Here is a 22,748-nt window from a genome sequence, read left to right as displayed (position 1 = left end):
CCCGGTCCCGAATGAGCACTATGGAGCCGACGACCGTGACGCCGCCTGGGAGGCCGCGCCCGCTTCACCGCGCAGCGCGACCTCACCCAATGGCAGCGGTCCACTGGAACCGGCTGGGCACCGTTCCTTAACACTGAGCACGAGTGGGTCCCGCGTAGCGGCACGCCCCGAACGGTCTTGGACGCACTGGTCCCCCACGTTCAACCCCCGGCGGCGACGCACGTCTCGCGTGCGGTCCGCTCCCAGGACGGCGGGTTCCCTGCGACCTGGCCATACCGGCGCGGCCAACGACGCACGGGGAGGCCCCGGACCATCTCTCCGGTGGAACGGGGGCCCCGCACGCCGATACCGCACCGGGCATCTCAGATCAGTCACAGACTGTATATGTGCGGTTACGCATATGTCAACGCGGTGGCAATACGCGGCCTGCCCGCCGGTCACGACGGGCTGGCCGTGGTCGGCGTCGCCGGCGGCACGGTGTACCAGGTGAGCTCGACGCTCGCTCCGGATGTCTCCACGCCCGCGCCGCCGACGCTCACCGAGAAGGACGCGGTGCGGGCCGCGGCCCGCGACGTCCGCCTGGACGCCGGGACCGTGACCGCCCGGGGAACCGCCGGCGACTGGCGGCAGTACGCCGCGAGCGGGCTCCAGGGCACGCAGGCCGTCAAGCTCGTCGCAGTGCCGATGCCGGCCGGCGGCGCGCGGGCGGCGTACGAGGTGTCGGTCAACGACGACGCGCCCGACGGCGCGCAGTCCTACACCAGCTATGTCGACGCGCGCACCGGCGAGGTCCTCGTCCGTCAGGACAACGTCGACGACGAGGCCGACGACCCGCAGTGGAAGGCCTTCCCGGCGAACCCGCCGACCGACTACCGCACGCGCGACACGCGTGAGACGTGGTGCCTGACGAGGACGGCCGGCTGCGACCGCGTCATCGGCAACCCGGCGTCCCCGCTCGCCTGGGACGTCGACCCGGGCGTCAGTGGCACTGCCTCGACCGGTACGACCCGCGGCAACAACGAGTGGGCCGCCGAGGCGTGGAACAACGCCACCGGCACGGGCTTCAACATGAACGGCTTCGCCACACCGCGTCCGGACCGCGAGTACAAGTACCCCTGGACCAACCAGTGGTACGCCCAGAAGTGCGCGCCGGGGGTCTTCGACAGCCCGCAGCGGAACGACATCGATGCGGCGGACGCCAACCTGCACGCGATGCACAACCGCATGCACGACTTCTCCTACAACCTCGGGTTCACCGAGACCGCCTGGAATCTCCAGGACGACGACTTCGGCAAGGGCGGGCTCGGCGGCGACCCCGAGCACGGCAACGCCCAGTCCGGCGCGCGGGTCACGACGAGCCTGATCCGGGACAACGCCAACCAGGCCACGCCGCCGGACGGCAACCCGCCCACGACCAACATGTACCTGTGGCAGTCGATCGCCGGCTCGTTCTACTCCCCCTGCGTCGACGGCGACTACGACATGTCGGTCATCGGCCACGAGTACACCCACGCGATCTCCAACCGGATGGTGGCCGGCCCCGACAACCGGCTCAGCGGCTACCAGGCCAACTCGATGGGCGAGTCCTGGTCCGACCTGGTCGCCATGGAGTACCTCGACGCCAACCACCTGCTGCCGGCCGGCCAGTCGCCCTTCGTCACCGGCCCGTACGTCACCGGCAACCGGGTGCGGGGCATCCGCGACTACGACCTGTCCAAGAACCCGCTGAACTACGGTGACCTCGGCTTCGACCTGACCGGTCCCGAGGTGCACGCGGACGGCGAGATCTGGAACGCCGTCAACTACGACGTCCGCCGGGCGTTCATCGCCCGCTACGGCGCGGGCAGTGTCTCCCTGCGCAGGTCCTGCGCCGAGGGCCGTATCCCGGTCACCCGCTGTCCGGGCGACCGGCGGTGGGTGCAACTCGTCTTCGACGCGCGCGACGCGATGCTCGCCGCCGACCGGATGCGGTTCGGCGGCGCCGACCAGGCCCTGCTGTGGAACGCCTTCGCCGGGCGCGGCATGGGCGCCGACGCGGCCAGCAACACCACCAACGACACGGACGCGACGCCGAGCTTCGCCTCACCGGGCGCGAAGAACGCGACGGTCCGGTTCGAGGCGGTCGACGAGGCGGGCCGGCCGGTGCCGGGCGCCCGCTTCTTCGTGGGCGACTACCAGGCCCGGGCGGTGCCGGTGGCCGACACCGACGCGAGCACCGACCGGCCGGACACCGCGGCGATGGTGGCGGGCCGGTACCGGATGGTCGCCCAGGCGCCGGGCCACGGCATGGCGCGGTTCACCGCGCGCGTCACGTCCGGATCGCACCGCACGGTTCGGGTGCGGCTGCCGCGCAACCTCGCCTCGGCGGCAGGCGGCGCCACGGCGACCGGCGACGGCGTCGACCTCGGCGCCCTCATCGACGACGACGAGGGCACCACGTGGGCCTCACTCGGCTCCGCCGGGACGCCCGTCGCGGGCCGGCAGGTGACCGTCCGTCTCGCCGGGAACGGGCCGCAGCAGGTGCGGCGCGTCCAGGTCAGCGCGCTGCTGCGGCCGGCCGATCCGCACGACCCGGGCGGTGACACTGGCGGCCAGAACCGGTTCACCGCGCTGCGGTCGTTCAGGATCCTGGCCTGCACGGCCTCGGCGACGGTCGACTGCTCCAAGGCCACCGACTACCGCACGGCCTACACCAGCGCGAAGAACGCCTTCCCGGCGGTCCGGCCGCGCCCGGTCGCGCCCGACCTGACCATGCGGTCCTTCACCATCCCGCGGACCACCGCCACGCACCTGCGCTTCGAGGTCGCCGCCTCGCAGTGCACGGGTGGTCCGGACTACGCCGGTCAGCAGACGAACGACCCGAACGTCCCGACCGACTGCACGACCGGAAGCCCCCTTTCCGGCCAGGTCAGGGCGGCCGACTTCCAGGTCTTCGCGCGCTGACGCGGGACCGGCGAGGCCGCCCTCGGCGGCGACCTCGCCGGCGTCCGTGGCCCGCCGGCACGGCCCGGCAACGGCGATCGGCGACGGCGACGGCGACGGCGGCGGCGGCGGCTGGCGACACCCCCACCCGCGACCGACGACCCGCGACCCGCGACCCGCGACCCGCGAACATGCGACCGACGAACATGCGACCGACGACCACGCAACCCGCAACCGGCGGACCGGCGGACCGGCGACGCGGCCGGGTCGCCCGTCCGGCGAGAAACCGAAACCCGAATCGGGTTCCATTACGGTGCCCGCAGTCCTATCGTTGCGTCAAACAACCCAGGGCTGTGGAGGGCCGATGCCCGAGACGACGACCGCGTACCGGATCTGTCCCCTGTGCGAGGCCACGTGCGGCCTCGAGCTGACGATCACCGACGGCCGGGTCACCGGGGCCCGGGGCGACCGCGCCGACGTCTTCAGCCACGGCTTCATCTGCCCCAAGGGCGCGACCATCGACGAGCTGGAGAACGACCCCGACCGGCTGCGCTCCCCCATGGTCCGCGACGGCGACGACTGGCGTGAGGTCGGCTGGGAGGAGGCCTTCGCGGCGGTGCGCCGCGGCCTCGACGGAGTCGTCGGACGCCACGGCCGCCAGGCGCTCGCTCTCTACCTCGGCAACCCCAACGTGCACACGCTGGCGGGCGGCCTGTACGCCGGACCGCTCGCGCGGGCGCTCGGCAGCACGAACGTCTACTCGGCGAGCACCGTCGACCAGATGCCCAAGCACGTCTCCAGCGGGCTGCTGTTCGGCGACCCCTTCGCCATCCCGGTGCCGGACCTGGACCGCACCTCCTATCTGCTGATGCTCGGCGCCAACCCCCTCGAGTCCAACGGCAGCCTGTGCACCGCCGCCGACTTCCCCGGGAAGCTGAAGGCGCTCCGCCGGCGCGGCGGCACCCTGGTCGTCGTCGACCCGCGCCGGACCCGTACCGCCCGCCTCGCCGACCGGCACCTACCGATCCGGCCGGGCGCCGACGCGTACCTGCTGTTCGGCGTCGTGCAGACCCTGTTCGCCGAGGGGCTGGTCGCCGACACTCCCGGTGTCGACGGCGTGCCGGACGTGGAGCGGCTCAGCCGCGACTTCGCCCCCGAGCGGGTCGCGGAGGTCTGTGGCGTCCCGGCCGAGGAGATCCGGCGGCTGGCCCGCGAGCTCGCCGCCGCCCCCAGCGCCGCCGTCTACGCCCGCATCGGCACCTGCACCGCCGAGTTCGGCACGCTCACCAACTGGCTGGTCGACGTCGTCAACGCGCTGACCGGCAACCTCGACCGGCCCGGCGGCGCGATGTTCCCCCTCGGCGCGCACCGCCGCCCGGGCAAGGGCACCGGACCCGGCTTCCGGACCGGCCGCTGGCGCAGCCGCGTCCGCGGGCTGCCGGAGGTGAAGGGCGAGCTGCCCGCCACCACACTGGCCGACGAGATCCTCACCCCCGGCGAGGGCCAGGTGCGCGCCCTGATCACGGTGGCCGGCAACCCGGTGCTGTCCACGCCAGGAGGCGAGCGCCTCGGCGACGCGCTCGGCGGCCTGGAGTTCATGGTCAGCGTCGATCCGTACCTCAATGAGACAACGCGGCACGCCGACGTCATCCTCCCGCCGCCTCCGCCGAGCCGGTCCCCGCACTATGACATCGCGTTCGGGGAGTTCGCCGTGCGCAACAACGCGCGGTATTCCCCGCCCGCGCTCCCCCTCCGGGACGGTGAGCTCGACGAGTGCGCGATCCTGGCCCGCCTCATCGGCGTCGTGTCCGGGCAGGACGCCGGTGTCGACGAGTCGATCATCGCCCACCTCCTCGGCAAGGCCGTCGCCGACCCGTCCTCCCCCGTCCACGGCCGGGACCCGGCGGAGCTGCTCCCGCTGCTCACCGGCGACACCCCCGCGCTGCGCCGCCTCGACCTCATGCTGCGCCTCGGCGCGTACGGCGACGGCTTCGGCGCGAACCCCGGCGGCCTGTCCCTCCAGGCGCTGCGCGACGCGCCGCACGGCATCGACCTCGGCCCGCTGAAGCCCCGGCTGCCCGAGGTGCTGCGGACCCCGTCCGGCAGGGTCGAGCTGTGCCCGCCGCCGCTGGCCGAGGACACCGGCCGCCTCCGCGACGGCCTCGCCCGCCGCCGTACGGGCCTGGTCCTCATCGGCCGCCGCCATCTGCGGTCGAACAACAGCTGGATGCACAACCTGCCCGGCCTGGTCCGGGGTTCGAACCGCTGCACGCTCCAGGTCAACCCCGACGACGCCGGCCGGCTGGGGCTCACCGACGCCGGAACGGCCAAGGTGACGAGCACCGGCGGCACGATCGAGGCCGAGGTGGAGGTCACCGCCGAGGTCATGCCCGGGGTCGTCAGCCTTCCCCACGGCTGGGGTCACGGCCTGCCCGGCACCCGGATGTCCGTGGCCGCCGCGCACCCTGGGGCGAACGCCAACGCCCTCACCGACCCGCGCGCCCTTGACCCGCTGTCGGGCAACGCCGTGCTCAACGGGGTGCCGGTGGAGGTCCAGCCCGCCTGACGGACGGGGCGCAGGGGCGGCCGGTCGAGTATTTTTGGGCGTCATGAACCGGGCAACCGCCTCGGCTCTCGAACGCCGAGTCGTCACCGCGGCCGAGGCCGCCCTCGCCGGCTCCAAGTCGGTGTCCATGATCGACGTCCTGACCGGACTCGGCTGGTTGCCCGCCCGGCGGGTCGACGAGTGGCGTCAGGGGCGCATCGCCGACCTGGAGGAGGCGCTCAGCGTACGCGCCGACAAGCTCGCCACCGCGCTGGAGACCCTCCGCGAATGGGCGGAGCGCCAGGGGCTGAGGCCGAGCGAGACCGCGTACGTCGCCGCCTCCCGCGATCGCCGGCCCCTACGGTTCACCTCCGATGGCGACGAGGCCGTCGAGCGGGCGTTCCGGACGCATTGGCTGTCCCCCGACCTGTCCGAGGCGAGGCGCGAACGGCTGATCGAACGGCAGAACCGCGCTCCGGACCTGGTGGTCGTCATGCCGCTCAAGGACTGGAACTGCACGGTCTGTCACGGCACCGGCGACCTCATGATCCTGGAGGACGACCGGTCGACCTGCCTGACCTGCGCCGACATGGATCACCTGGTCTTCCTGCCCTCGGGCGACGCCGCGCTCACCCGGCGGGCGAAGAAGGCGAGCACCCTGTCCGCCGTGGTCGTCCGGTTCAATCGGCGACGCAAGCGGTACGACCGGCAGGGGCTGCTCGTCGAGGAGCCCGCACTGGAACTGGCCGAGGAGCAGTGCCTCGCCGACGAGGACGTACGGGCCCGGCGGCGGGAGCGTGACCGTGAACGGCGCGCCGATGAGGACGTGGAGTTCCAGGCGAGGATGGCCGGCGAGATCAGGCGGATGTTCCCGGGCTGCCCCGCCGACCGGGCGGACGCGATCGCCCGCCATGCCGGGACGCGCGGCAGCGGGCGCGTCGGGCGGTCCGCCGCCGGGCGCGCCCTGGACGAGGGGGCGGTCAGAGCCGCGGTCGTCGCGTCGATCCGGCACGAGGACACCGGCTACGACACGCTGCTGATGTCCGGAGTGCCGCGGATGACCGCACGGGAGCGGATCCGAGCCGACGTCGACGCCGTCCTGGAGCGCTGGCGGGGCTGCTAGGGCCTGTCTCGAAGTCCCCGTCCGTAGCGAGCGGTGTCCAGGTGGTGCCTCGCAAGGCGGAGGAGGGAGTCAGCCTGGTGTTGGCTGGCGACCGACGACAACGCGGCGAGGCGCCGCCTGGGCACCGCGCAGTAGGACAGCGGGACTTCGAGACAGGCCCTAAGGCCGGCCCGCCGGGTGGGCGTGCAGATCAGGCGACGAGCTCGGACTCCTCGTCGGCGGGGGTGGGCAGACGCCCGGCGTTCGCCGTCGTGACGCCGCCGCGGGTCTTCTCGTGCGGGAACACCCACTTCTTCATGGCCCACCAGCGGAAGGCCATCCCCATCAGGGTGCCGATGATCATGCCGCTGAGGAAGTCGGAGACCTCCTGGGTGACGTGGCTGACGTTCGGGTACTGCAGGTCGAACGCGTAGCGCGCCAGGTAGAGCGGGATGTCGTTGACGGCCACGCCCAGGGCGCTCACGGCGAAGAACAGCACCGCCTCGACGTGACGGCTGCGGCCCCCGCGGGCCCGGAAGGACCAGCCGCTGTTCATCAGGTACGACGCGATCGTCGCAACGATGATCGCGATCGTGAGCGCCGTCACGGGCTTGGTCTTCATGACGGTCAGCTTCAGCCCGTAGTTCACCCCGGCGGTCAGCACGAAGCAGACACCGCCGGTGAAGGCGAACTTCACCAGCTCACGATGCTTGACCAGCAGCGGGCGCAGTGGCGCGGGGACTCGGGAGAGCGTGATCCGGGTAAGCGACACCCGGGCAGTCTACGGGCCGCGGACCATCGGATGTGCCGTCCCCCGACATCTCGGACCGGTCGCGCGGTATCCACCCATCCGGAGCCGCGCGCGTCACCGGTCGTCCCGCCGGGCACGGACCGGCGAACGCACGGGCCGACGGGAATTCGATGGATTCGCCGACCCGCCCGCCCCTATGGTCGACGCGGCCCTGAGAATCGTCGGTCGTCGGCAGGAGCGGATCATGCGAGTGCACTATCCCCGCACTCCCCACCTGCCCTGGTCGCCGGGCGTCGGCCCGGACGACGTGCGCGCCGCCGACCTGTCCGGCTTCGCGGGCCGGGACGTCGTCGTCACCGAGAAGCTCGACGGGGAGAACACCACGATGTACCCGGACGGGCTGCACGCTCGTTCGACGGACAGCGGGCACCACCCGTCCCGCGCCTGGGTCAAGGCGCTGCACGGGAGGATCGCCCACCGGATACCGGACGGCACGCGGGTGTGCGGGGAGAACCTCTACGCCCGGCACTCGATCGCCTACCGGGACCTGGAGAGCTGGTTCTACGCCTTCTCCGTGTGGGACGGCGACCACTGCCTGGACTGGGACCGCACCGTGCGGTTCGCCCGGCGGCTGGGCCTGCCCGTCCCCACCGTGCTCTGGCGCGGCGTCTTCGACGAGCGGGCCATCCGGGCGCTCCGTCTCGACACGGAGCGGCAGGAGGGCTACGTCGTGCGCGCCATCGAGGGCTTCCACCGCGACGAGTTCGCCCGCCGGGTCGCCAAGTGGGTACGGCGCGGGCACGTGCAAACGGACCGGCACTGGATGCTCGGTCCCGTCGTCGAGAACGGCCTGGGCCCCGCCTCCGCGCTCTGGCAGGCGCGTTCCGGGGCGGTTCCGGACCCGGCGGCCCTCCTCGGCGCGGTGGGGATGACGACGGCCGACCTGGCCGTCCCCAACGCACCTGAATCCGTCCCCGGCGTCTCCGCGCTCGCCGTCGGCGCGCCTGTTTCCGTACGCGGCGTCTCCGCGGCCGCCTCCGGCGCACCCGAAGCCGTCTCCGGTGCCGCTGAAACCGTCCTTGACGCCTCCGCGCTCGCCCCCAACGCCCCTGAAACCGTCCCCGGCGCCTCCACGGTCGCCCCCGGCGCACCCGAAATCGTCTCCGGTGCCCCTGAAAGCGTCTCCGGTGCCCGTGAAGCCGTCCCCGGCGCGTCCGGAGCCTTGCCTCAGGCGCGGGAGGCGGCCGTCGAGCGCGCCGATGCCGTGGTCGCCGACGTGTCCGCCCGCCTCGACCTCCTGGGGCGTTCCGGCGACGAGCGGCTGGCGGGCCTGCTGGCGGCCCTCCTCCACGATGCCGACCGGGCCCGGCTGATGCCGCGGCTGGCCGGACCGCTCGGCGTGCCCCTCGCCCGCCGGGTCGCGGACCTCGTCGGTCTGCACACCGGCCTGCACCGTCCCTTCCCCGACGAGGCGCGGCGCACCGGCCTGAGGCGCCTGTCGGCCATGGCCGACGTGGGCGTGCTGCACGCGGTCGCCGCCGCGGCGCTGACCGGTCGCGACGACGCCGAGGCCGCCGAAGCACACGAGCAGGTCGGCTGGTCCGAACTGCACGCCGACGAGGCCGGACTCCTCGCCGAATCGCCCCTGGAACCCCTGCGGGCCGGCCTGCGCCAGGCGCTCGGCGACGCCCCCGGTATCGACCAGGACGCGGCGGACCGCTGCTGGGCCGAGGCGCGGGAGGCGTACGCGCTGGGCCGGATCGCCACGCCGGAGGAGGCCCTGGCCCTCACCTGGCGATGGCGGTCCGGCGCCTTCCCCCGGCTCGTCGTCATGACGGGGCCGTCGGGCAGCGGGAAGAGCACCTTCGCGGCGGGCCTTCCCGGCGTCGACGCGGTCGTCTCGCTCGACGACCTACGCCAGGCCCGTGGCTCCCGTGCGGACCAGCGGGCCAATCCGGAGGTCCTCCGGGACGCGCTGCACCGGCTCGGCGTGCTCCTCGCGGAGGGCGCGACCGTCGTCTGGGACGCCACGGCGCTGAACCGGCACCAGCGTTCCCTGGTCCACGCCGTGGCCCAGCGGCACGACGCGCTGACGACGCACGCGGTCATGCTGGTCCCCGGCGACCTGCTGGCCCGGCGTAACGCCGACCGCGATCATCCGGTGCCCCCGGAGGTGCTCTCCGTCCAGCTTCGCCGCTTCTCCCCGCCCTATCCCGGTGAGGCGCACCGCACCTGGTACGTCGGCCCGGACGGCGCCGTCGGCGACGTCGCCGGCGCCATCGATGACGAGATCCCCCCGAACACCAGGAGCGACCATGCGGACCAGTGAGGAGATCTACCACCGGATCCGCTGGGACCCGCGCTTCGACCCCGCGCGGTTCCTGCTGGGGATCAACGTCCGCGGGGCCCCGCCCAAGCGCGTCCCGCTGCCCGCGTTCGTGCCGGGCGGCGACGTCCCATGGCACCGGATCCTCTTCATCGAGGCCGACGGCGAGGTGGTCTGGGACCGTCGGGCGGGCGTGGACCGCGTCGACGCGTCACCGGCCGGCCGGGTGCGGGAGGCCCGCAGGCTCCGGGCGCCGTTCTTCACCGCCAGGACGCCGGTGGCGTGGGACCCCGTCACGGGCTGGCGTCCGGCCGAGCCCGTACCCGCCGGCCCGGCGCCGGCCCGCCTTCGGGTGCTGACGTGGAACACCCTGTGGGATCGCTACGACGCCGACCGCATCGACACGGCCCGCCGCAGGCCGCTGCTGCTGGAGTCCCTCGAACGGGCCGACGCGGACGTCATCGCGCTGCAGGAGGTCGAGGCCGGGCTGCTCGACATGCTGCTGCGCGCACCCTGGGTCCGCTCCGGCTACACGCTGGGCACCGATCCGGCCGGGCCCGACGTCGATGAGACCGGGCTCCTCCTGCTCAGCCGCCTGCCCGTACGGGAGGCGGGCCTGCACGTCCTCGGCCCCCACAAGGGCGTCGCGGCCGTCACCGTGGAGTCCGCCGCCGGGCCGGTCGTCGTGGCGGCGACCCATCTGACCAGCGACCACGCCGAGAACGGCGCCGCCCGGCGCCAGGCGGAGCTCGCGCGGCTCGCCGAGGTCCTGGCCGGCGTGGACGGGGACGTCGTCCTCCTCGGCGACTTCAACGACGGCGGCACCGGCCTGGCCGGCGCACTCGGCGTACGGGACGCCTGGACCGAGGTCCACGGCCCCGCCGACCCTGCCGTGACCTTCGATCCGGCGGCCAATCCGCTGGCCGCCGTGTCGTCGCTCTCCGGCCGGGCGTCCCGGCTCGACCGGGTGTTCCTGGGCGGCTCCGGCCTTCGCGCCACCGCCGCGCGCCTTCGCGGGGACTCCCCGATGACACCGGACGGCCTGTTCGCGTCCGACCACTACGGCGTCGCCGTCGACGTCTCGGCCGGGGCGCAGCCGTCCTCTGGTCTGTCCGACGTACGGCCGACGGCACGGACGGCGGTGGTGTGGATCCCGCCGGAGGACGTCCGGCCGGCGATCCAGGAGATCCGCCGGGACCACGACCCCCGGTTCGACCGGTGGCCGCCGCATGTGACGCTGATGTTCGGCTTCGTGCCGGAGTCCGAGTTCGACCGGGCGGCGCCGCTGTTGTCCGCCGCCGCGGCCTCGACCACCCCGTTCACGGCGCGGCTCGAGGGCGTCCGTGCCTTCGAGCATCGGGATGGCGCGACGGTGTGGCTCGATCCGGCCGCGGGCGGAGCGGCCCCCTGGGCGGATCTGCGCGACGCGCTGGAGCGCGCGTTCCCACGCTGCCGGGGCGAGGGGCGTATCCCGCACCTGACCCTGGGAAAGACGGGGGACGCGGAACGTCTCATCGCCCGCTGCGCCGCACGGCTCGGTGGCGTGTCCGCCCACGTCGGCGAACTCGTGCTGCTGTCGCGCCGGGGCGACGAGCCGATGCGCCCCAGAGCGACCATCGCCCTGGGAACGGGCGAGCTCCACTGGCTCGACGACGGAGTGCCCTTCGTGAAGGGCCGGGGAACGCCGCCCGACCAGCGCCCCGAAGACACGCCCACGCAGACCGCCGAGACCGAACGACGCCCCAGAGGCGCGCCCACGCAAACGACCGTGACCGAGCCGCAGCCCACGCCGGCCCGGTTGCACGCGGCCGAACCGGTCCTGGAGCGGCTGCGCGCCTCACTGGCGGAGGGCGTCGTCGAGGTCGTCGGGTCCCGGCGCATGGGCTGTGCCCTGACCGGCGCGGACCTGGACGTGGTGGTGGCGCTGCCGGGGACGCCCGACCCGGCGGACGTCCGGGCGCGTGTGACGGCGGCGCTGCCGGAGTCGACCGGGATGCGGCACGTGACCGGCGCCCGGGTACCCGGCCTCCGATTCCGGCACGCCGGGCTGGATGTCGATCTCATGGTGGTCGCCGCGGGGAGCGTCGCCCCGGCCGAGGCGGTGGCACGCCGCATGGAGCTGGACGAGGCGTCTGCGATCGCGCTGAGCGCCGTCAGCGACGCCGACGCCGTCCTGGCGGCGGTCGGCGGGCACCGCGACCGGTTCACCGGGCTCGCCCGGCAGGTGAAGGCGTGGGCGAGGGCACGCGGCCTGGACTCGGCTCCGTTCGGTGGCCTGCCCGGCCTGGCCTGGACGATCCTGGCGGCGCGCACGGTCCGGGAGGCCGGGGATCTCCCGGAGAACGACCTGCTCCGACACTTCTTCGGCACCTGGGCCGCCTGGGACTGGCGGCACCCGGTCCTTCTCCGGCCGGACCAGTCCGAGCCGGGATCGGGGCCGGACCACCCGGCGCCGGGATCCCGGCCAAACGAGTCCGCGCCGGTACCCGGGCCGGACCAGCCGGGGCCGGGGTCCGGGCCAGGCCAGTCCGCGCCGGGGTCTGGACCAATCCAGTCAGGGTCTGGACCGGATCAGCCCGCGCCGGGATCCGGACCAGGCCAGTCCGCGCCTGGGGCCTGGCCGGACCAACCTGAGCCGGATCCGGTAGTGCCGGCGGCCGTCCGGATCATGACCCCGACCGCTCCCGTCCGGTCGTGCGCCGACCAGGTCGGCGACGGCGGGCGGGATCTCCTGACGCGGGAGCTCTACCGGGCCTGGGAGATCCTGGAGGAGTCGGGGACCGACCGGGAGCCGCCAGCCGGGCTCCTGTCGCCCCCGCCGATGCACCGGCGGCACGCCGCGTGGGCCGTCATCACCGTACGAGAGACGCCGGCGGAGGAGTTCGGCGTGACGCTCGGCCGCGTACGAGGGCGGGTCCGGGCCCTGCTCGCCGCGCTGGAGGACGCCGGGATCACGGACCTGCACGCCTGGCCCCGGCCGTACGAGACGGGACCGGGACCAACGCGCTTCGCGGTGGGGCTGGGCCGCAAGCCCCCGGACGCCACCGGGCTCGCCGCGATCGCGGGGCCCTGGGCCTCGACGTTGCGTGGCGTCGGCGTCGAGTGGGCCGAATGCGGTGAGGTGCCGACGCTCCCCTGACCCGCGGGCGGTGTCAGGCGGGCGCCGGCCTTCTCCGCCTCGTAGTGCGCCCCGCTGACCCCACGTGCGGTGTTCACGGCGGGCGCCGGCCTTCTCCGCCTCGTGGTGCGCCCCGCTGACCCCGCACGGGCGGTGTCAGCGGCGACCGGCCAGGAGGGGCGCGGGCTCAGGCGAGCGGTCAGGCCGTTGGAGTCAATGGCGAGCGCCGCTGGAGGAAGTCCGCGACCGCGGCGGCGATCAGCTCGGGCGCCTGGAGCTGAAGCAGGTGGTTCGCGTCGGGGATGTCGGCGTCCGCGCACTGGGCGAAGCGCTGATGCAGGAGGTCTCGGCCTTCCTTGAAAAAGGGCCCGCTCCGGGTCCCCATCACCGACAGCACCGGGCTCTTCACGGCGGCGGCGCGTGTCTCGTCCAGCGTCCAGGTGGTGAAGGCCGGCCACTCGTCGCGGTAGAAGAGCTCGGTGTCACGCACCGCGAGGTCAAGGGCGTCCGGCCCGGCGGTCGAGACCAGCTCCCGCCAGTCTGAACCTCCGAGGCCGGCGAACGTCGTCGTCACCGCGCCGGCCATGTCACCGGCGGCGTAGCGGCTCATGACGGGTTCCATGCCGGCCTTGAACGAGGTCCACGATGGCACCTCGGTCAGGATCGGTTCGAGGAGCGTCAGGCTTCGTACGCGGGCGGGCGCCGAGAGTGCGGTCTCGAGTGCGATCACGGCGCCGTAGGAGTAGCCCAGCAGGTGCGCGGATGGCAGGCCGAGGGCGTCGAGCAGGCCGAGGGCGTCGGCGGCCTGCTGCCGGATGTCCATCGGCCCGCCGCGTCCGCCGCTTCCGGCCATCCCGCGCCGGTGGTAACGCACGAGTTGGAGGGACGGGGACTCGACGGCCAGCGCGGCCGCCAGCGGCGCGAGCCCCGTGGCGAGGTTGGAACCGTGGATGAGCAACAGCGGTTCGCCTCGACCGATGACGTCGATCTCGATCTCGATGTCGTTGACGTGTGCCGTCTTCATGAGGCCTTCCCGAGGTGGGTCTGTGTCGGTGCCGGCGCCCGCCGCACGCCGCCGCGAGGACGGCGTGCGACGGGCGGTCATCTCCCGCCGCGTCCGGTCACTCGCCGGGCAGCAGGGCCGCGACGACGTCGATGTGATCGATCGAGGGCGATTCGACGAACAGCTCCGCACCGGCCTCGCGCAGCGCCGGGCCGTTCGCCTCCAAATGAGCCTGGCGGTCGGCGTCGTCGGCGAACGCGTCGTAGATGGCGAACGTCGTCGGCCCGAGCCGCAGCGCGAACCAGACGACCGCCTTCCCCTCCTTGCGCACGATGTCCACCACCTCCTTCAACGTCTCCTCGACCTCGGCGACCTTGTCCGGCTTGGCCTCGACGCGGATGAAAAGTCCCACGGTGACCATCTGCGCTCCCCACTTCTGTAACGATCGTTCAAGAAGTACGCTAACGCACTTCTCGAACGATCGCTATAGAATTGGAGCCATGAGAACGGGACGGCCCCGGTCGTTCGACCGCGACGAGGCCCTCGAGGGCGCCATCGCCGTGTTCTGGGAACACGGCTACGACGCGACCTCGATCGCCCTGCTCACCAGCGCGCTCGGCATCGGCGCGGCCAGCCTGTACGCCGCCTTCGGCGACAAGCGGGCACTGTTCCTTGATGCTCTCGACCGCTACATCCGCACCTACGGCGCCTTCACTCAGCGCGCGCTGGCCGAGGAGCCGAACGCCCGCGACGCCGTCGAACGCCTGCTGCGCGAGGCGGCGGCCGCCTACACCAGGCCCGATCGCCCGCGCGGCTGCCTCCTGATCACTGCGGCGACCAACTGTTCCCCGCAGTCCGCCGACATCGCGGCCCATCTACGCGATCTGCGCGCTGCGGGAATCCGCGCGCTCGAAGACAAGATCGCCGCCGCCGTGCGGGCGGGAGAGCTCCCCGCCCGCACCGACGCTCATGCCCTCGCGACCTTCTACTCGGCCGTCCTCCAGGGCATGTCCGCCCAGGCTCGCGACGGCGCCACAAGGACCGACCTGGAGCGGATCGCCGAGGCGGCCCTCCAGGCCTGGCCGTCGGCCGCCGGCCGGAGGGCCGCCGACGGTGCGGGTGCGGCGCCGAACTAACGGAGCTCATGCGCCGGTCCGCGCACCTGGTCAGGCGCGACCGGCCGCCACCGGCTCGGGTGCGGGCTCGGGCGGCAGCGGGGCTGGACGGACGCGGAGCGCCCGGGCCGCCCAGCCGGGCAGCCACCAGTTCCAGCGGCCGAACAGTGACACGATGGCGGGCACCAGCAGCGCGCGGATGACCGTCGCGTCCAGGAGCACCCCGAGGCCGAGGCCGGTCGCGAACACCTTGAGGTCCGTCATCGGCGCGGAGGCCAGCGACGCGAAGGCGAGGAAGAGGATGAGCGCCGCGCTGGTCACCAGCCGTCCGGTGCGGCCGATGCCCTCGACGACGGCGGTCCGCGTCGACCCGCTCCGGTCGTACTCCTCCCGCATCCTGGCCAGGATGAAGACCTCATAGTCCATGGACAGCCCGTACAGGAACGCGAACACCATGACGGGCACGAACTCCGTGATCGAGCCGGTCGCCGTCCCCACCGGTGCCGTACGTCCGCGCGATCGCCGCGTTCGTCTCGTACGAGGGCCGGCCCGGCATGGTGTTCTGCTTCGCGAGCCGCCCTCCGATCTGCGACGTCGCGAGCACGCCCGCGACGGTTAGCGCGAGCCAGGTGAGCGTCACGGCGAGCTTGTGACGCAGCACGAAACGGGAGAATCCTTCCATGCGGGTCAGGACAGCAGCCCGCTCTTCGAGCGTCGTGTGCCCGTTCTGGGAGGTCCCTGTCACAGGGTTCTCACAGCGTTCTCACAGAGCGACGCGGGACACTGGGGCGCGTGACCGATCCCACCATCCGGGTGCTCGTCGTCGACGACGAGCCCTACCTCGCCGATCTGGTCGCCACGGCGCTGCGGTACGAGGGATTCGAGTCGGCCGTGGCGGGCACGGGCGCCGAGGCCATCGCCCAGGTCACGGCGTTCCGGCCGGACCTCATCGTGCTCGACGTGATGCTGCCGGACGGCTCCGGGATCGACACCTGCCGCAGGCTGCGCCGAGACGGCTGCCAGGCGCCCGTGGTGTTCCTGACCGCCCGTGACGCCACCGAGGACAAGATCGCGGGTCTGACGGTCGGCGGCGACGACTACGTCACCAAGCCCTTCAGCCTGGAGGAGCTCATCGCCCGGATCCGCGCCGTACTGCGCCGTACGAGCCGTCCCGACGCCGCCGCGGCGCGGCTCGGCTTCGCCGATCTGGAGATCGACGAGGACGCCTACCAGGTCTCCCGGGGCGGCACGCCGCTGGAGCTCACGCCGACCGAGTTCAAGCTGCTGCGGTACCTCGTCATCAACGCCGGGCGGGTGCTGTCGAAGCGGCAGATCCTCGACCACGTATGGGACTACGACTTCGGCGGCAACGACAGCGTCGTCCAGACCTACATCAGCTACCTGCGCCGCAAGGTCGACGTCGTCGGTCCCCCGCTGATCCACACCGTGCCCCGCATCGGGTACGTCCTGCGCCTGCCCCGGGCCTCGTGATGTCCCTGCGCCGACGGCTCATCCTCACCCTGCTCGTCCTGCTCGCGGCCGGCCTCGCGGTCGCCGCCGTGGGCAGCTTCGCGACACTGCGGCACGACATCGTCCGCCGGACCGACCGCCAGCTCAACGTGGTCGGTACGGCGATGGAAGCGGCGTTCGGCACGCGCACCGACCCCGTACGGGTGGGCCCGAACAGCGCGTGGGTGGCCCAGGCGCTGGCCGCCAGCGGCGCGATCCCGTCCTTCATGCAGATCCGCGAGACGGACGGCCGGGTCGTCCAGACGCTGGCCGCGGTGGACCGGCCGCCGCTGCCGCCGCACCCCACCCCTGCGGCCGTCACGGCGCGGAACCCCGACGGCGCGCGGATCTACAAGGTCGGCGGCCTGCACGCCACGGCCGACTGGCGGCTCCGCGTCTCCCGGCTCCGCAACGGCCGGATCCTGCTCATCGGCACCCCCACCAAGGACGCCGACAGCGCGATCAGGCACCTGGCCAAGGTCGAGATCGTCGTCTCGTCCCTCGCCCTGGCCGCGGTGGCCCTCCTCGCCGCCAGGGCCATCCGCCGGGGCCTGCGCCCGCTGGAGGAGATCAGCGTCACGGCGCGCGCGATCGGCGCCGGCGACCTGTCCCGCCGCGTACGGCGCGCCGAGCCGGACACCGAGGTCGGACGCCTCGGCCAGGCGCTGAACGACATGCTCGGCCAGATCGAGACGGCGTTCCGGGAACGTGAGGCGTCCGAGGAACGGCTACGGCGGTTCATCGCCGACGCCTCCCACGAGCTGCGCACACCGGTCGCGACCGTCCGGGGATACGCCGAGCTGTTCCGCCGCGGAGCGGCCGAACGCCCCGACGACCTGGCCAAGACGATGGCCCGTATCGAGGCGGAGGCCGAGCGCATGGGATCGCTCGTCGACGAACTCCTCCTCCTGGCCCGGCTCGACCAGGGACGCCCCCTCGAACGCGAACCGGTCGACCTGACCCGGCTCGCGGCCGATGCCGTGGCCGGCACCCGCGCCGTCGAACCCGACCGGCCGATCGACCTGGAGACGACGGACGGGGCCGTGGTGCTCGGCGACGCGATGCGCCTGCGCCAGGTCCTCGACAACCTGCTCGCCAACGTACGGCGGCACACGCCCGCGGGCACCCCGGCCACGGTACGGATCGGCGTCGCCGGCGACCAGGTGGAGATCGCCGTGACCGACCGCGGCCCCGGGCTCGCCGAGGACCAGTGCGAGCGGGTCTTCGAACGCTTCTACCGGACCGACCGGTCCCGCTCCCGCGAACACGGCGGTGCCGGCCTCGGCCTGTCCATCGTGGCCGCCGTCGCCGAGGCCCACGGGGGCACGGTCGCGGTCGCGTCGGAGCCGGGCGAGGGCACGACGTTCACGGTCCGCCTCCCCCGCGCCCCGGCCACCGTCCCCCTGGAGAACGCCTGAGTGACGTTCAGTGGCCGCGTGGGGCGTACATGATGACGGCCATCCCGGCCAGGCAGATCAGGGCGCCGATGACGTCGAAGCGGTCGGGACGGTATCCGTCGGCCACCACGCCCCAGGCCAGCGACCCCGCCACGAAGACCCCGCCGTACGCGGCGAGGACTCGTCCGAAGTGGGCGTCGGGCTGGAACGTCGCGACGAACCCGTACAGGCCCAGCGCGACGACGCCCGCACCGGCCCAGATCCAGCCGCGATGCTCACGCACCCCCTGCCACACCAGCCACGCCCCGCCGATCTCGAACAGGGCGGCGACGACGAACAGCGCGACGGAACGGGCGACGAGCACGGCGACCAGGTCCTTTCCCAGCAGATCGAGGGCGACGAATCGCATCGATTCTCCCCGCGCGACCGGCGACACTCGGCCTGGCCCGTGCAGAGGTGATCAGCGTGTCGGCCGCCGTGCGACCTCGCCTGGTCATCGTGCCTACGGCACCGGGGTGACACCGCCGTCGACGCGCAGGTCGATGCCGTTGATGTAACCGGCCGGCGGACTGGCCGAAAAGGCCACCGCGGCTGCGACATCGTCCGCGGTGCCGAGCCGTCCGCTGGGGTTCGGCGTGTACTCGGCCGGCACCTGCGGCTCCAGTTCGGCCCACGACACGGTCTTGCATCGTCTAGTTAGTTCAGTAGATACTGAACTAACTAGACGATGGCGAACGGAGGCTCCCGGTGGCGGAGCGCGAGCAGGAGCTCGAATGGGTCGAGCGGATGGCGATGTTCTGCGCCGAGGAGTACGGGGTGCCTCCGATCGCCGGCCGGATCCTGGGGTGGCTGATGATCTGCGACCCACCGGAGCAGTCCGCGGGCCAGATCGCGACGGCGATCGGAGCGAGCAAGGCGTCGCTGGCCACGAACATGCGGATGCTCACCGACGCGAAGTTCGTTCGCCGGCGTACTCGTCCCGGTGAGCGCACGAACTACTACCGCGTGGACGACGACGCGTGGGAGACGGTGATCCGGCGGCGGATGGCCGGCCTGGCCGAGTTCCGCGATCTCGCCGCCGACGGCATCGATCTGGCCGGGCCCGGCAGCGCCCGTGCCGAGCGGTTGCGCGTCGCGTACGAGGCGTACGCCTGGATAATCAAGCTCTTCGCGGAAGTACCGCGTTTCTCGACGAGGAGGGAGCGATGACCGAACGGGGCGGCACGGCGCTCGTCGCCGGCGGCGGCATCGGCGGGCTGGCCGTGGCGATCGGCCTGCGGCGGGCAGGGTGGTCGGTGACCGTGCTGGAGCGGGCAGCCGAGTTCCGCGAGGTCGGCGCGGGTTGGTCGTTCGCGCCGAACGCGGTGCGCGCGGCGGACGCGCTGGGGGTCGGCGAGGAGTTGCGGGCCGTGTCGGTGCCGACCGAGGCCGGCGCCACGCTGCGCACGCCGGCCGGCGGTCACCTCATGCGGTTCCGGGCCGGGCGGGACACGCCGCTGCTGGCCAACCATCGCGCCGACCTGCACCGGGTGCTGCTCGGGCATCTCCCGGCCGCCGCCGTACGCGCCGGCGCCGAGGTGACCGGTGTCGAGCAGACTGATCGCAGGGTGACTGCCGTCTACCGGACACCGGGCGGGCTCCGGCGAGCCGAAGCCGACGTGCTGATCGGCGCCGACGGCATCGGCAGCGTGGTGCGCCGCTCGACGTGGCCGGATTCGCCCGCGCCGGTCTTCCAGCGGATCCTGTGCTGGCGTGGTGTGACCAAGCCGGGTTCGGTGTGGCCCGTGGAGGGTTTCCAGACGTGGGGGCGCGGCGCGCGGTTCGGCGCGCACCCGCTCAGCCGGCAGCGCGTGTTCTGGTTCCTCACCGTCCGTCAGAACGAGCCCGGCGCGCGCTACGACGACAACCTCGCCGAGGTCCGGCACCGCATCGGCGACTGGCATGAACCCATCCCCGCGCTGCTGTCCGCGACCCCGCCCGATTCCGTGCTCTGCCACGACATCTACGACCTCGACCCGCTCACGTCCTATGCGGCCGGACGAGTCGCGCTGCTGGGCGACGCCGCACACGCCATGACCCCGTTTCTCGCGCAGGGCGCATGCCAGGCGCTGGAGGACGCGGCCATTCTCGCCTCCGAGCTCACCGGCGCCACCGAAATTCCCGCGGCCTTGGCCCGTTACGACGAGGCCCGGCGGCCCCGCAGTCAGCAGGTGCGGCACATGGCTCGGCAGGACCCCAGGATCAGCCTGTCCACCAGCACGCTCACCTACTGCCTGATGACCCGCCTCACCCGCCTCGCCGGCGGCGGCGTCGCGGCGCGTAAGGCCGCCCGCCTGTGGGACTGGACCCCGCCCATCCCGAGCCGACACGGCGAAGAGAGTGAGTGACATCCCTCGTGGGCGCCAGGCAAGGCGGGCCGGCTTCGCCGGTCACGGCGCTGACGCATCCATCGTGACCATGGCGTCTTCCATGCTGGAACGTTCCGATCAACGGACCGTAACCGACGTTACACAGGGCGGTCGACTTGCTTTCAGTCGAATAGATGTTCGATGATTAGTGAGTGAGCGAGCTATCGTCGCAGGTCACAGAGGGCTTCTCGCCCCTGGCGGGCGTTGACCTGGTCCCTGTGCTGCCGGCGCTGCGCGCGGTGATCCCCGGCGGCGGGCTGCGGCCCGGGACGGTCACCGGCGTGGACGGCTCGACCACGCTGGCCCTCACGCTGGCGGCCGGGCTCGGGGACCGATGGTGCGCGGTCGTCGGACTGCCGGAGGCTCACGTCCCCGCCGCCGCGGCGTTCGGCGGCGAGGACGGCGGCCTCGACCCGATGCGGGTCCTGCTCGTCGACGACCCGGACCGGCGCTGGGCCGACGTGGTCGCCGCGCTGACCGACGGCTGCGCGATGGTCATCGTGCGGCCGCCGGAGGAGCCGCCCGCGCACGTGGCCCGGCGGCTGACCACACTGGCGCGGCGCAACGGGTGCGCGCTGGTCACGACCGGCCCGTGGGCGGGCGCGGCCCTGCGGCTGCGCGTCGAGGAGAGCCACTGGGCCGGCGTCGGGGACGGCACCGGGCACCTGCGCGGACGCCGGGCGCTCGTGGCCGTCTCCGGGCGCGGCGCCGCCGCGCCCGGCCACCGGGTCTGGCTGTGGCTGCCCGGACCGGACGGCGCCGTGGCCGTCGCCGAGCACGAGGGACCGGCGCGGCTGGAGGCCGTCGCCGGATGAGGGGTCTGCCATGTCCCTCCTTGACTCACCAGGATCCGGCGGTGAACCGCTGGACGGCGGGTACGCCATGCCCCTCCCCGGCCCACCAGGATCCGGCGGCGGACCGCTGGACGGCGGGTACGCCATATCCCTCCCCGGCCCACCAGGATCCGGCGGTGGACCGGTGACCGTGCCGCGCGTGCTCGTCGTGTGGTGCCCGGACTGGCCGGTCACGGCGGTGGGCCTGGACGCGGGCACCCCCGCCGCGGTGGTCGTCCAGGCCCGGGTCGCGGCGTGCTCGGCGGCGGCGCGTGCCGTGGGCGTCCGCCGGGGGCAGCGGCTGCGCGACGCGCAGCGGCACTGCCCCGACCTGGTGGTCCGCGACCGCGATCCCGACGCCGAGGGGCGGCTCTTCGAGACGGTGGCCGCCGCCGTCTCCACCATCACCCCCTGGGTCGAGGTCGTACGCCCCGGCGTCTGCGCCATCCCGGCGCGGGGCGCGGCCCGCTACCACGGCGGCGCCGACCGCGGGACGGCGGAGGAGTCGCTGCGGATCCACGTTCAGGACACCGTGGTCGAGCACGGGTTCGACTGCGGTGTGGGGATCGCCGACGGCCTGTTCGCCGCCGAACTGGCCGCGCGCACCGCGGACGGCGGCATGATCGTGCCGGTGGGCGGGGCAGCGGACTTCCTCGCGCCGTATCCGGTGGCCGTCCTCGACCGGCCGGAGCTCGCCGACCTGCTGCCCCGGCTCGGCATCCGCACGCTCGGCGCGTTCGCGGCCCTGCCGCCTCGGCACGTGGCGGGCCGCTTCGGCGCCGACGAGGTGCGCGCGCACCGGCTGGCCCGGGGGCTGGACGCCCGGCCGCCCGCCCCCCGGCCGCCGCACACGGACCTGAGCGTGACGACGGAGTTCGACCCGCCCGCGACAGCGGCCGAGCAGGTCGTCTTCGCCGCCAAGACGCTCGCCGAACGCCTGCACGAGGCGCTCGCCGCCGAGGGCCTGACCTGCGTACGGATCGGCGTCGAGGTGACGGACGCCCACGGGCGTACGCAGTCCCGGCTGTGGCGGCACGACGGGACGCTGTCGGCCCTCGCCGTCGCCGAGCGGGTCCGCTGGCAGCTGTCCTCCTGGGAGACCTCCCCCGACGAGGAGGGCGTCGGCGGCATCGCCTTCCTGCGGCTCCTGCCCGACCAGCTCGTCCCCGACGAGGGGCGGCAGGAGGCGTTGTGGGGGCAGGTCACCCTCTCCGACCGCGTCATGCGGGCGGCGGCGCGGGTGCAGGCCATGCTCGGCCATCAGGCGATCACCCGGCCGTTCCCCGCAGGCGGTCGCGGACCCGGAGAGCGCGTCGTCCGGGTGCCGGTCGGCGACCTCCCACCCGAACCGGGCGCCGCGGAGGGGCGCTGGCCCGGGCGGATCCCCGACCCGGCGCCGGCGGTCGTCCATCCCGACCCGCTGCCCGTCCGCGTGACCGATGCCGACGGCGCACCGGTCACGGTCAGCGCCCGCTGCGCGGTCTCGGCCCCGCCCCACCAGATCGAGGTCGACGGACGCGTCCTGCCGGTGACCGCGTGGGCGGGCCCGTGGCCGGCCCGGGAGCGCTGGTGGGACCCGGTGCGGTTCCGCCGCCGCGCGCGGTTCCAGGTCGTCACCGCCGACGGCGGCGCGCGCCTGCTCGTCGTCGAAGGCGGCCGCTGGTACATCGAGGCCGACTATGCCTGAGCACCGGAACGCTCCCGAGCGGAGCATCCTCC

At 73.6% G+C, this 22,748-nt stretch carries 19 protein-coding genes; 12 read left to right on the top strand and 7 right to left on the bottom strand.

From position 1 onward, the window contains the following. Positions 1–411: 411 nt before the first annotated feature. The 3 genes from ABEA24_RS20295 to ABEA24_RS20285 all read left to right on the top strand — a co-directional run bounded on the left by ABEA24_RS20295 (position 412) and on the right by ABEA24_RS20285 (position 6,590). Entirely contained in the window at positions 412–2,943 is a 2,532-nt protein-coding gene (locus ABEA24_RS20295) for a M36 family metallopeptidase (protein ID WP_345432511.1), read from the top strand. Positions 2,944–3,286: 343 nt separating this feature from the next. Then, on the top strand, positions 3,287–5,488 hold the full coding sequence (locus ABEA24_RS20290) for a molybdopterin oxidoreductase family protein (RefSeq protein ID WP_345432510.1): 2,202 nt from the start codon (positions 3,287–3,289) through the stop codon (positions 5,486–5,488). Between the two features lie 43 nt (positions 5,489–5,531). Next, the gene (locus ABEA24_RS20285) at positions 5,532–6,590 is read left to right on the top strand and encodes a DUF2293 domain-containing protein (RefSeq protein ID WP_345432509.1); all 1,059 of its coding nucleotides are present in this window, start codon (positions 5,532–5,534) and stop codon (positions 6,588–6,590) included. A gap of 190 nt (positions 6,591–6,780) precedes the next feature. Here ABEA24_RS20285 and ABEA24_RS20280 read toward each other — a convergent pair whose 3' ends face one another. Next, the gene (locus tag ABEA24_RS20280) at positions 6,781–7,341 is read right to left on the bottom strand and encodes a GtrA family protein (protein ID WP_345432508.1); all 561 of its coding nucleotides are present in this window, start codon (positions 7,339–7,341) and stop codon (positions 6,781–6,783) included. A gap of 223 nt (positions 7,342–7,564) precedes the next feature. Here ABEA24_RS20280 and ABEA24_RS20275 point away from each other — a divergent pair, with 223 nt between their 5' ends. After that, positions 7,565–9,649, top strand: coding sequence for an RNA ligase family protein (locus ABEA24_RS20275; protein ID WP_345432507.1), 2,085 nt, complete (start codon positions 7,565–7,567; stop codon positions 9,647–9,649). Then, the gene (locus ABEA24_RS20270; protein WP_345432506.1) at positions 9,636–12,785 is read left to right on the top strand and encodes a poly(A) polymerase; all 3,150 of its coding nucleotides are present in this window, start codon (positions 9,636–9,638) and stop codon (positions 12,783–12,785) included. Before ABEA24_RS20275 ends, ABEA24_RS20270 begins: the two co-directional genes overlap by 14 nt. A gap of 178 nt (positions 12,786–12,963) precedes the next feature. On the opposite strand, the gene ABEA24_RS20265 is transcribed toward ABEA24_RS20270, so the two are convergent. Further along, positions 12,964–13,788 (bottom strand): alpha/beta fold hydrolase, encoded by an 825-nt coding sequence (locus tag ABEA24_RS20265; protein WP_345432505.1) that lies wholly within the window; start codon positions 13,786–13,788, stop codon positions 12,964–12,966. Between the two features lie 97 nt (positions 13,789–13,885). Further along, positions 13,886–14,188, bottom strand: coding sequence for a putative quinol monooxygenase (locus ABEA24_RS20260; RefSeq protein WP_345432504.1), 303 nt, complete (start codon positions 14,186–14,188; stop codon positions 13,886–13,888). A 79-nt stretch (positions 14,189–14,267) separates the two neighbouring features. Here ABEA24_RS20260 and ABEA24_RS20255 point away from each other — a divergent pair, with 79 nt between their 5' ends. Next, positions 14,268–14,903 carry a TetR/AcrR family transcriptional regulator gene (locus ABEA24_RS20255; RefSeq protein WP_345432503.1) on the top strand — a complete coding sequence of 212 codons (636 nt, stop codon included), beginning with the start codon at positions 14,268–14,270 and terminating at the stop codon, positions 14,901–14,903. Positions 14,904–14,933: 30 nt separating this feature from the next. Here ABEA24_RS20255 and ABEA24_RS20250 read toward each other — a convergent pair whose 3' ends face one another. Continuing rightward, the gene (locus ABEA24_RS20250; protein ID WP_345432502.1) at positions 14,934–15,338 is read right to left on the bottom strand and encodes an MMPL family transporter; all 405 of its coding nucleotides are present in this window, start codon (positions 15,336–15,338) and stop codon (positions 14,934–14,936) included. Further along, positions 15,298–15,627: a hypothetical protein gene (locus ABEA24_RS20245; RefSeq protein ID WP_345432501.1), complete on the bottom strand. Its 330-nt coding sequence runs from the start codon at positions 15,625–15,627 to the stop codon at positions 15,298–15,300. Before ABEA24_RS20245 ends, ABEA24_RS20250 begins: the two co-directional genes overlap by 41 nt. Before the next feature lie 47 nt (positions 15,628–15,674). Between ABEA24_RS20245 and ABEA24_RS20240 the strand changes: the two genes are divergently transcribed. After that, complete coding sequence (locus ABEA24_RS20240) at positions 15,675–16,373, top strand: response regulator transcription factor (RefSeq protein WP_345432500.1); 699 nt, start codon at positions 15,675–15,677, stop codon at positions 16,371–16,373. Then, on the top strand, positions 16,373–17,809 hold the full coding sequence (locus ABEA24_RS20235) for a sensor histidine kinase (RefSeq protein WP_345432499.1): 1,437 nt from the start codon (positions 16,373–16,375) through the stop codon (positions 17,807–17,809). The genes ABEA24_RS20240 and ABEA24_RS20235 overlap by 1 nt, the downstream gene beginning before the upstream one ends. A 7-nt stretch (positions 17,810–17,816) precedes the next feature. On the opposite strand, the gene ABEA24_RS20230 is transcribed toward ABEA24_RS20235, so the two are convergent. Then, the gene (locus tag ABEA24_RS20230; protein ID WP_345432776.1) at positions 17,817–18,152 is read right to left on the bottom strand and encodes a YnfA family protein; all 336 of its coding nucleotides are present in this window, start codon (positions 18,150–18,152) and stop codon (positions 17,817–17,819) included. Between the two features lie 138 nt (positions 18,153–18,290). Further along, complete coding sequence (locus ABEA24_RS20225) at positions 18,291–18,467, bottom strand: SDR family oxidoreductase (RefSeq protein WP_345432498.1); 177 nt, start codon at positions 18,465–18,467, stop codon at positions 18,291–18,293. A 68-nt stretch (positions 18,468–18,535) separates the two neighbouring features. Between ABEA24_RS20225 and ABEA24_RS20220 the strand changes: the two genes are divergently transcribed. The 4 genes from ABEA24_RS20220 to ABEA24_RS20205 all read left to right on the top strand — a co-directional run bounded on the left by ABEA24_RS20220 (position 18,536) and on the right by ABEA24_RS20205 (position 22,716). Further along, a complete protein-coding gene (locus tag ABEA24_RS20220) occupies positions 18,536–18,997 on the top strand; it encodes a GbsR/MarR family transcriptional regulator (protein ID WP_345432497.1) in 462 nt (153 codons plus the stop codon). After that, the gene (locus ABEA24_RS20215) at positions 18,994–20,175 is read left to right on the top strand and encodes an FAD-dependent monooxygenase (protein ID WP_345432496.1); all 1,182 of its coding nucleotides are present in this window, start codon (positions 18,994–18,996) and stop codon (positions 20,173–20,175) included. The genes ABEA24_RS20220 and ABEA24_RS20215 overlap by 4 nt, the downstream gene beginning before the upstream one ends. Before the next feature lie 173 nt (positions 20,176–20,348). After that, complete coding sequence (locus ABEA24_RS20210) at positions 20,349–21,011, top strand: hypothetical protein (protein WP_345432495.1); 663 nt, start codon at positions 20,349–20,351, stop codon at positions 21,009–21,011. A 10-nt stretch (positions 21,012–21,021) separates the two neighbouring features. After that, entirely contained in the window at positions 21,022–22,716 is a 1,695-nt protein-coding gene (locus ABEA24_RS20205) for a DNA polymerase Y family protein (RefSeq protein ID WP_345432494.1), read from the top strand. The last annotated feature ends 32 nt before the right edge of the window (positions 22,717–22,748 follow it).

Source organism: Actinoallomurus vinaceus (genome assembly GCF_039542055.1).
Lineage (GTDB): Bacteria > Actinomycetota > Actinomycetes > Streptosporangiales > Streptosporangiaceae > Actinoallomurus > Actinoallomurus vinaceus.
The sequence above is the reverse complement of the archived record's forward strand: the minus strand, read 5'-3'. Positions and strand labels throughout refer to the sequence as shown.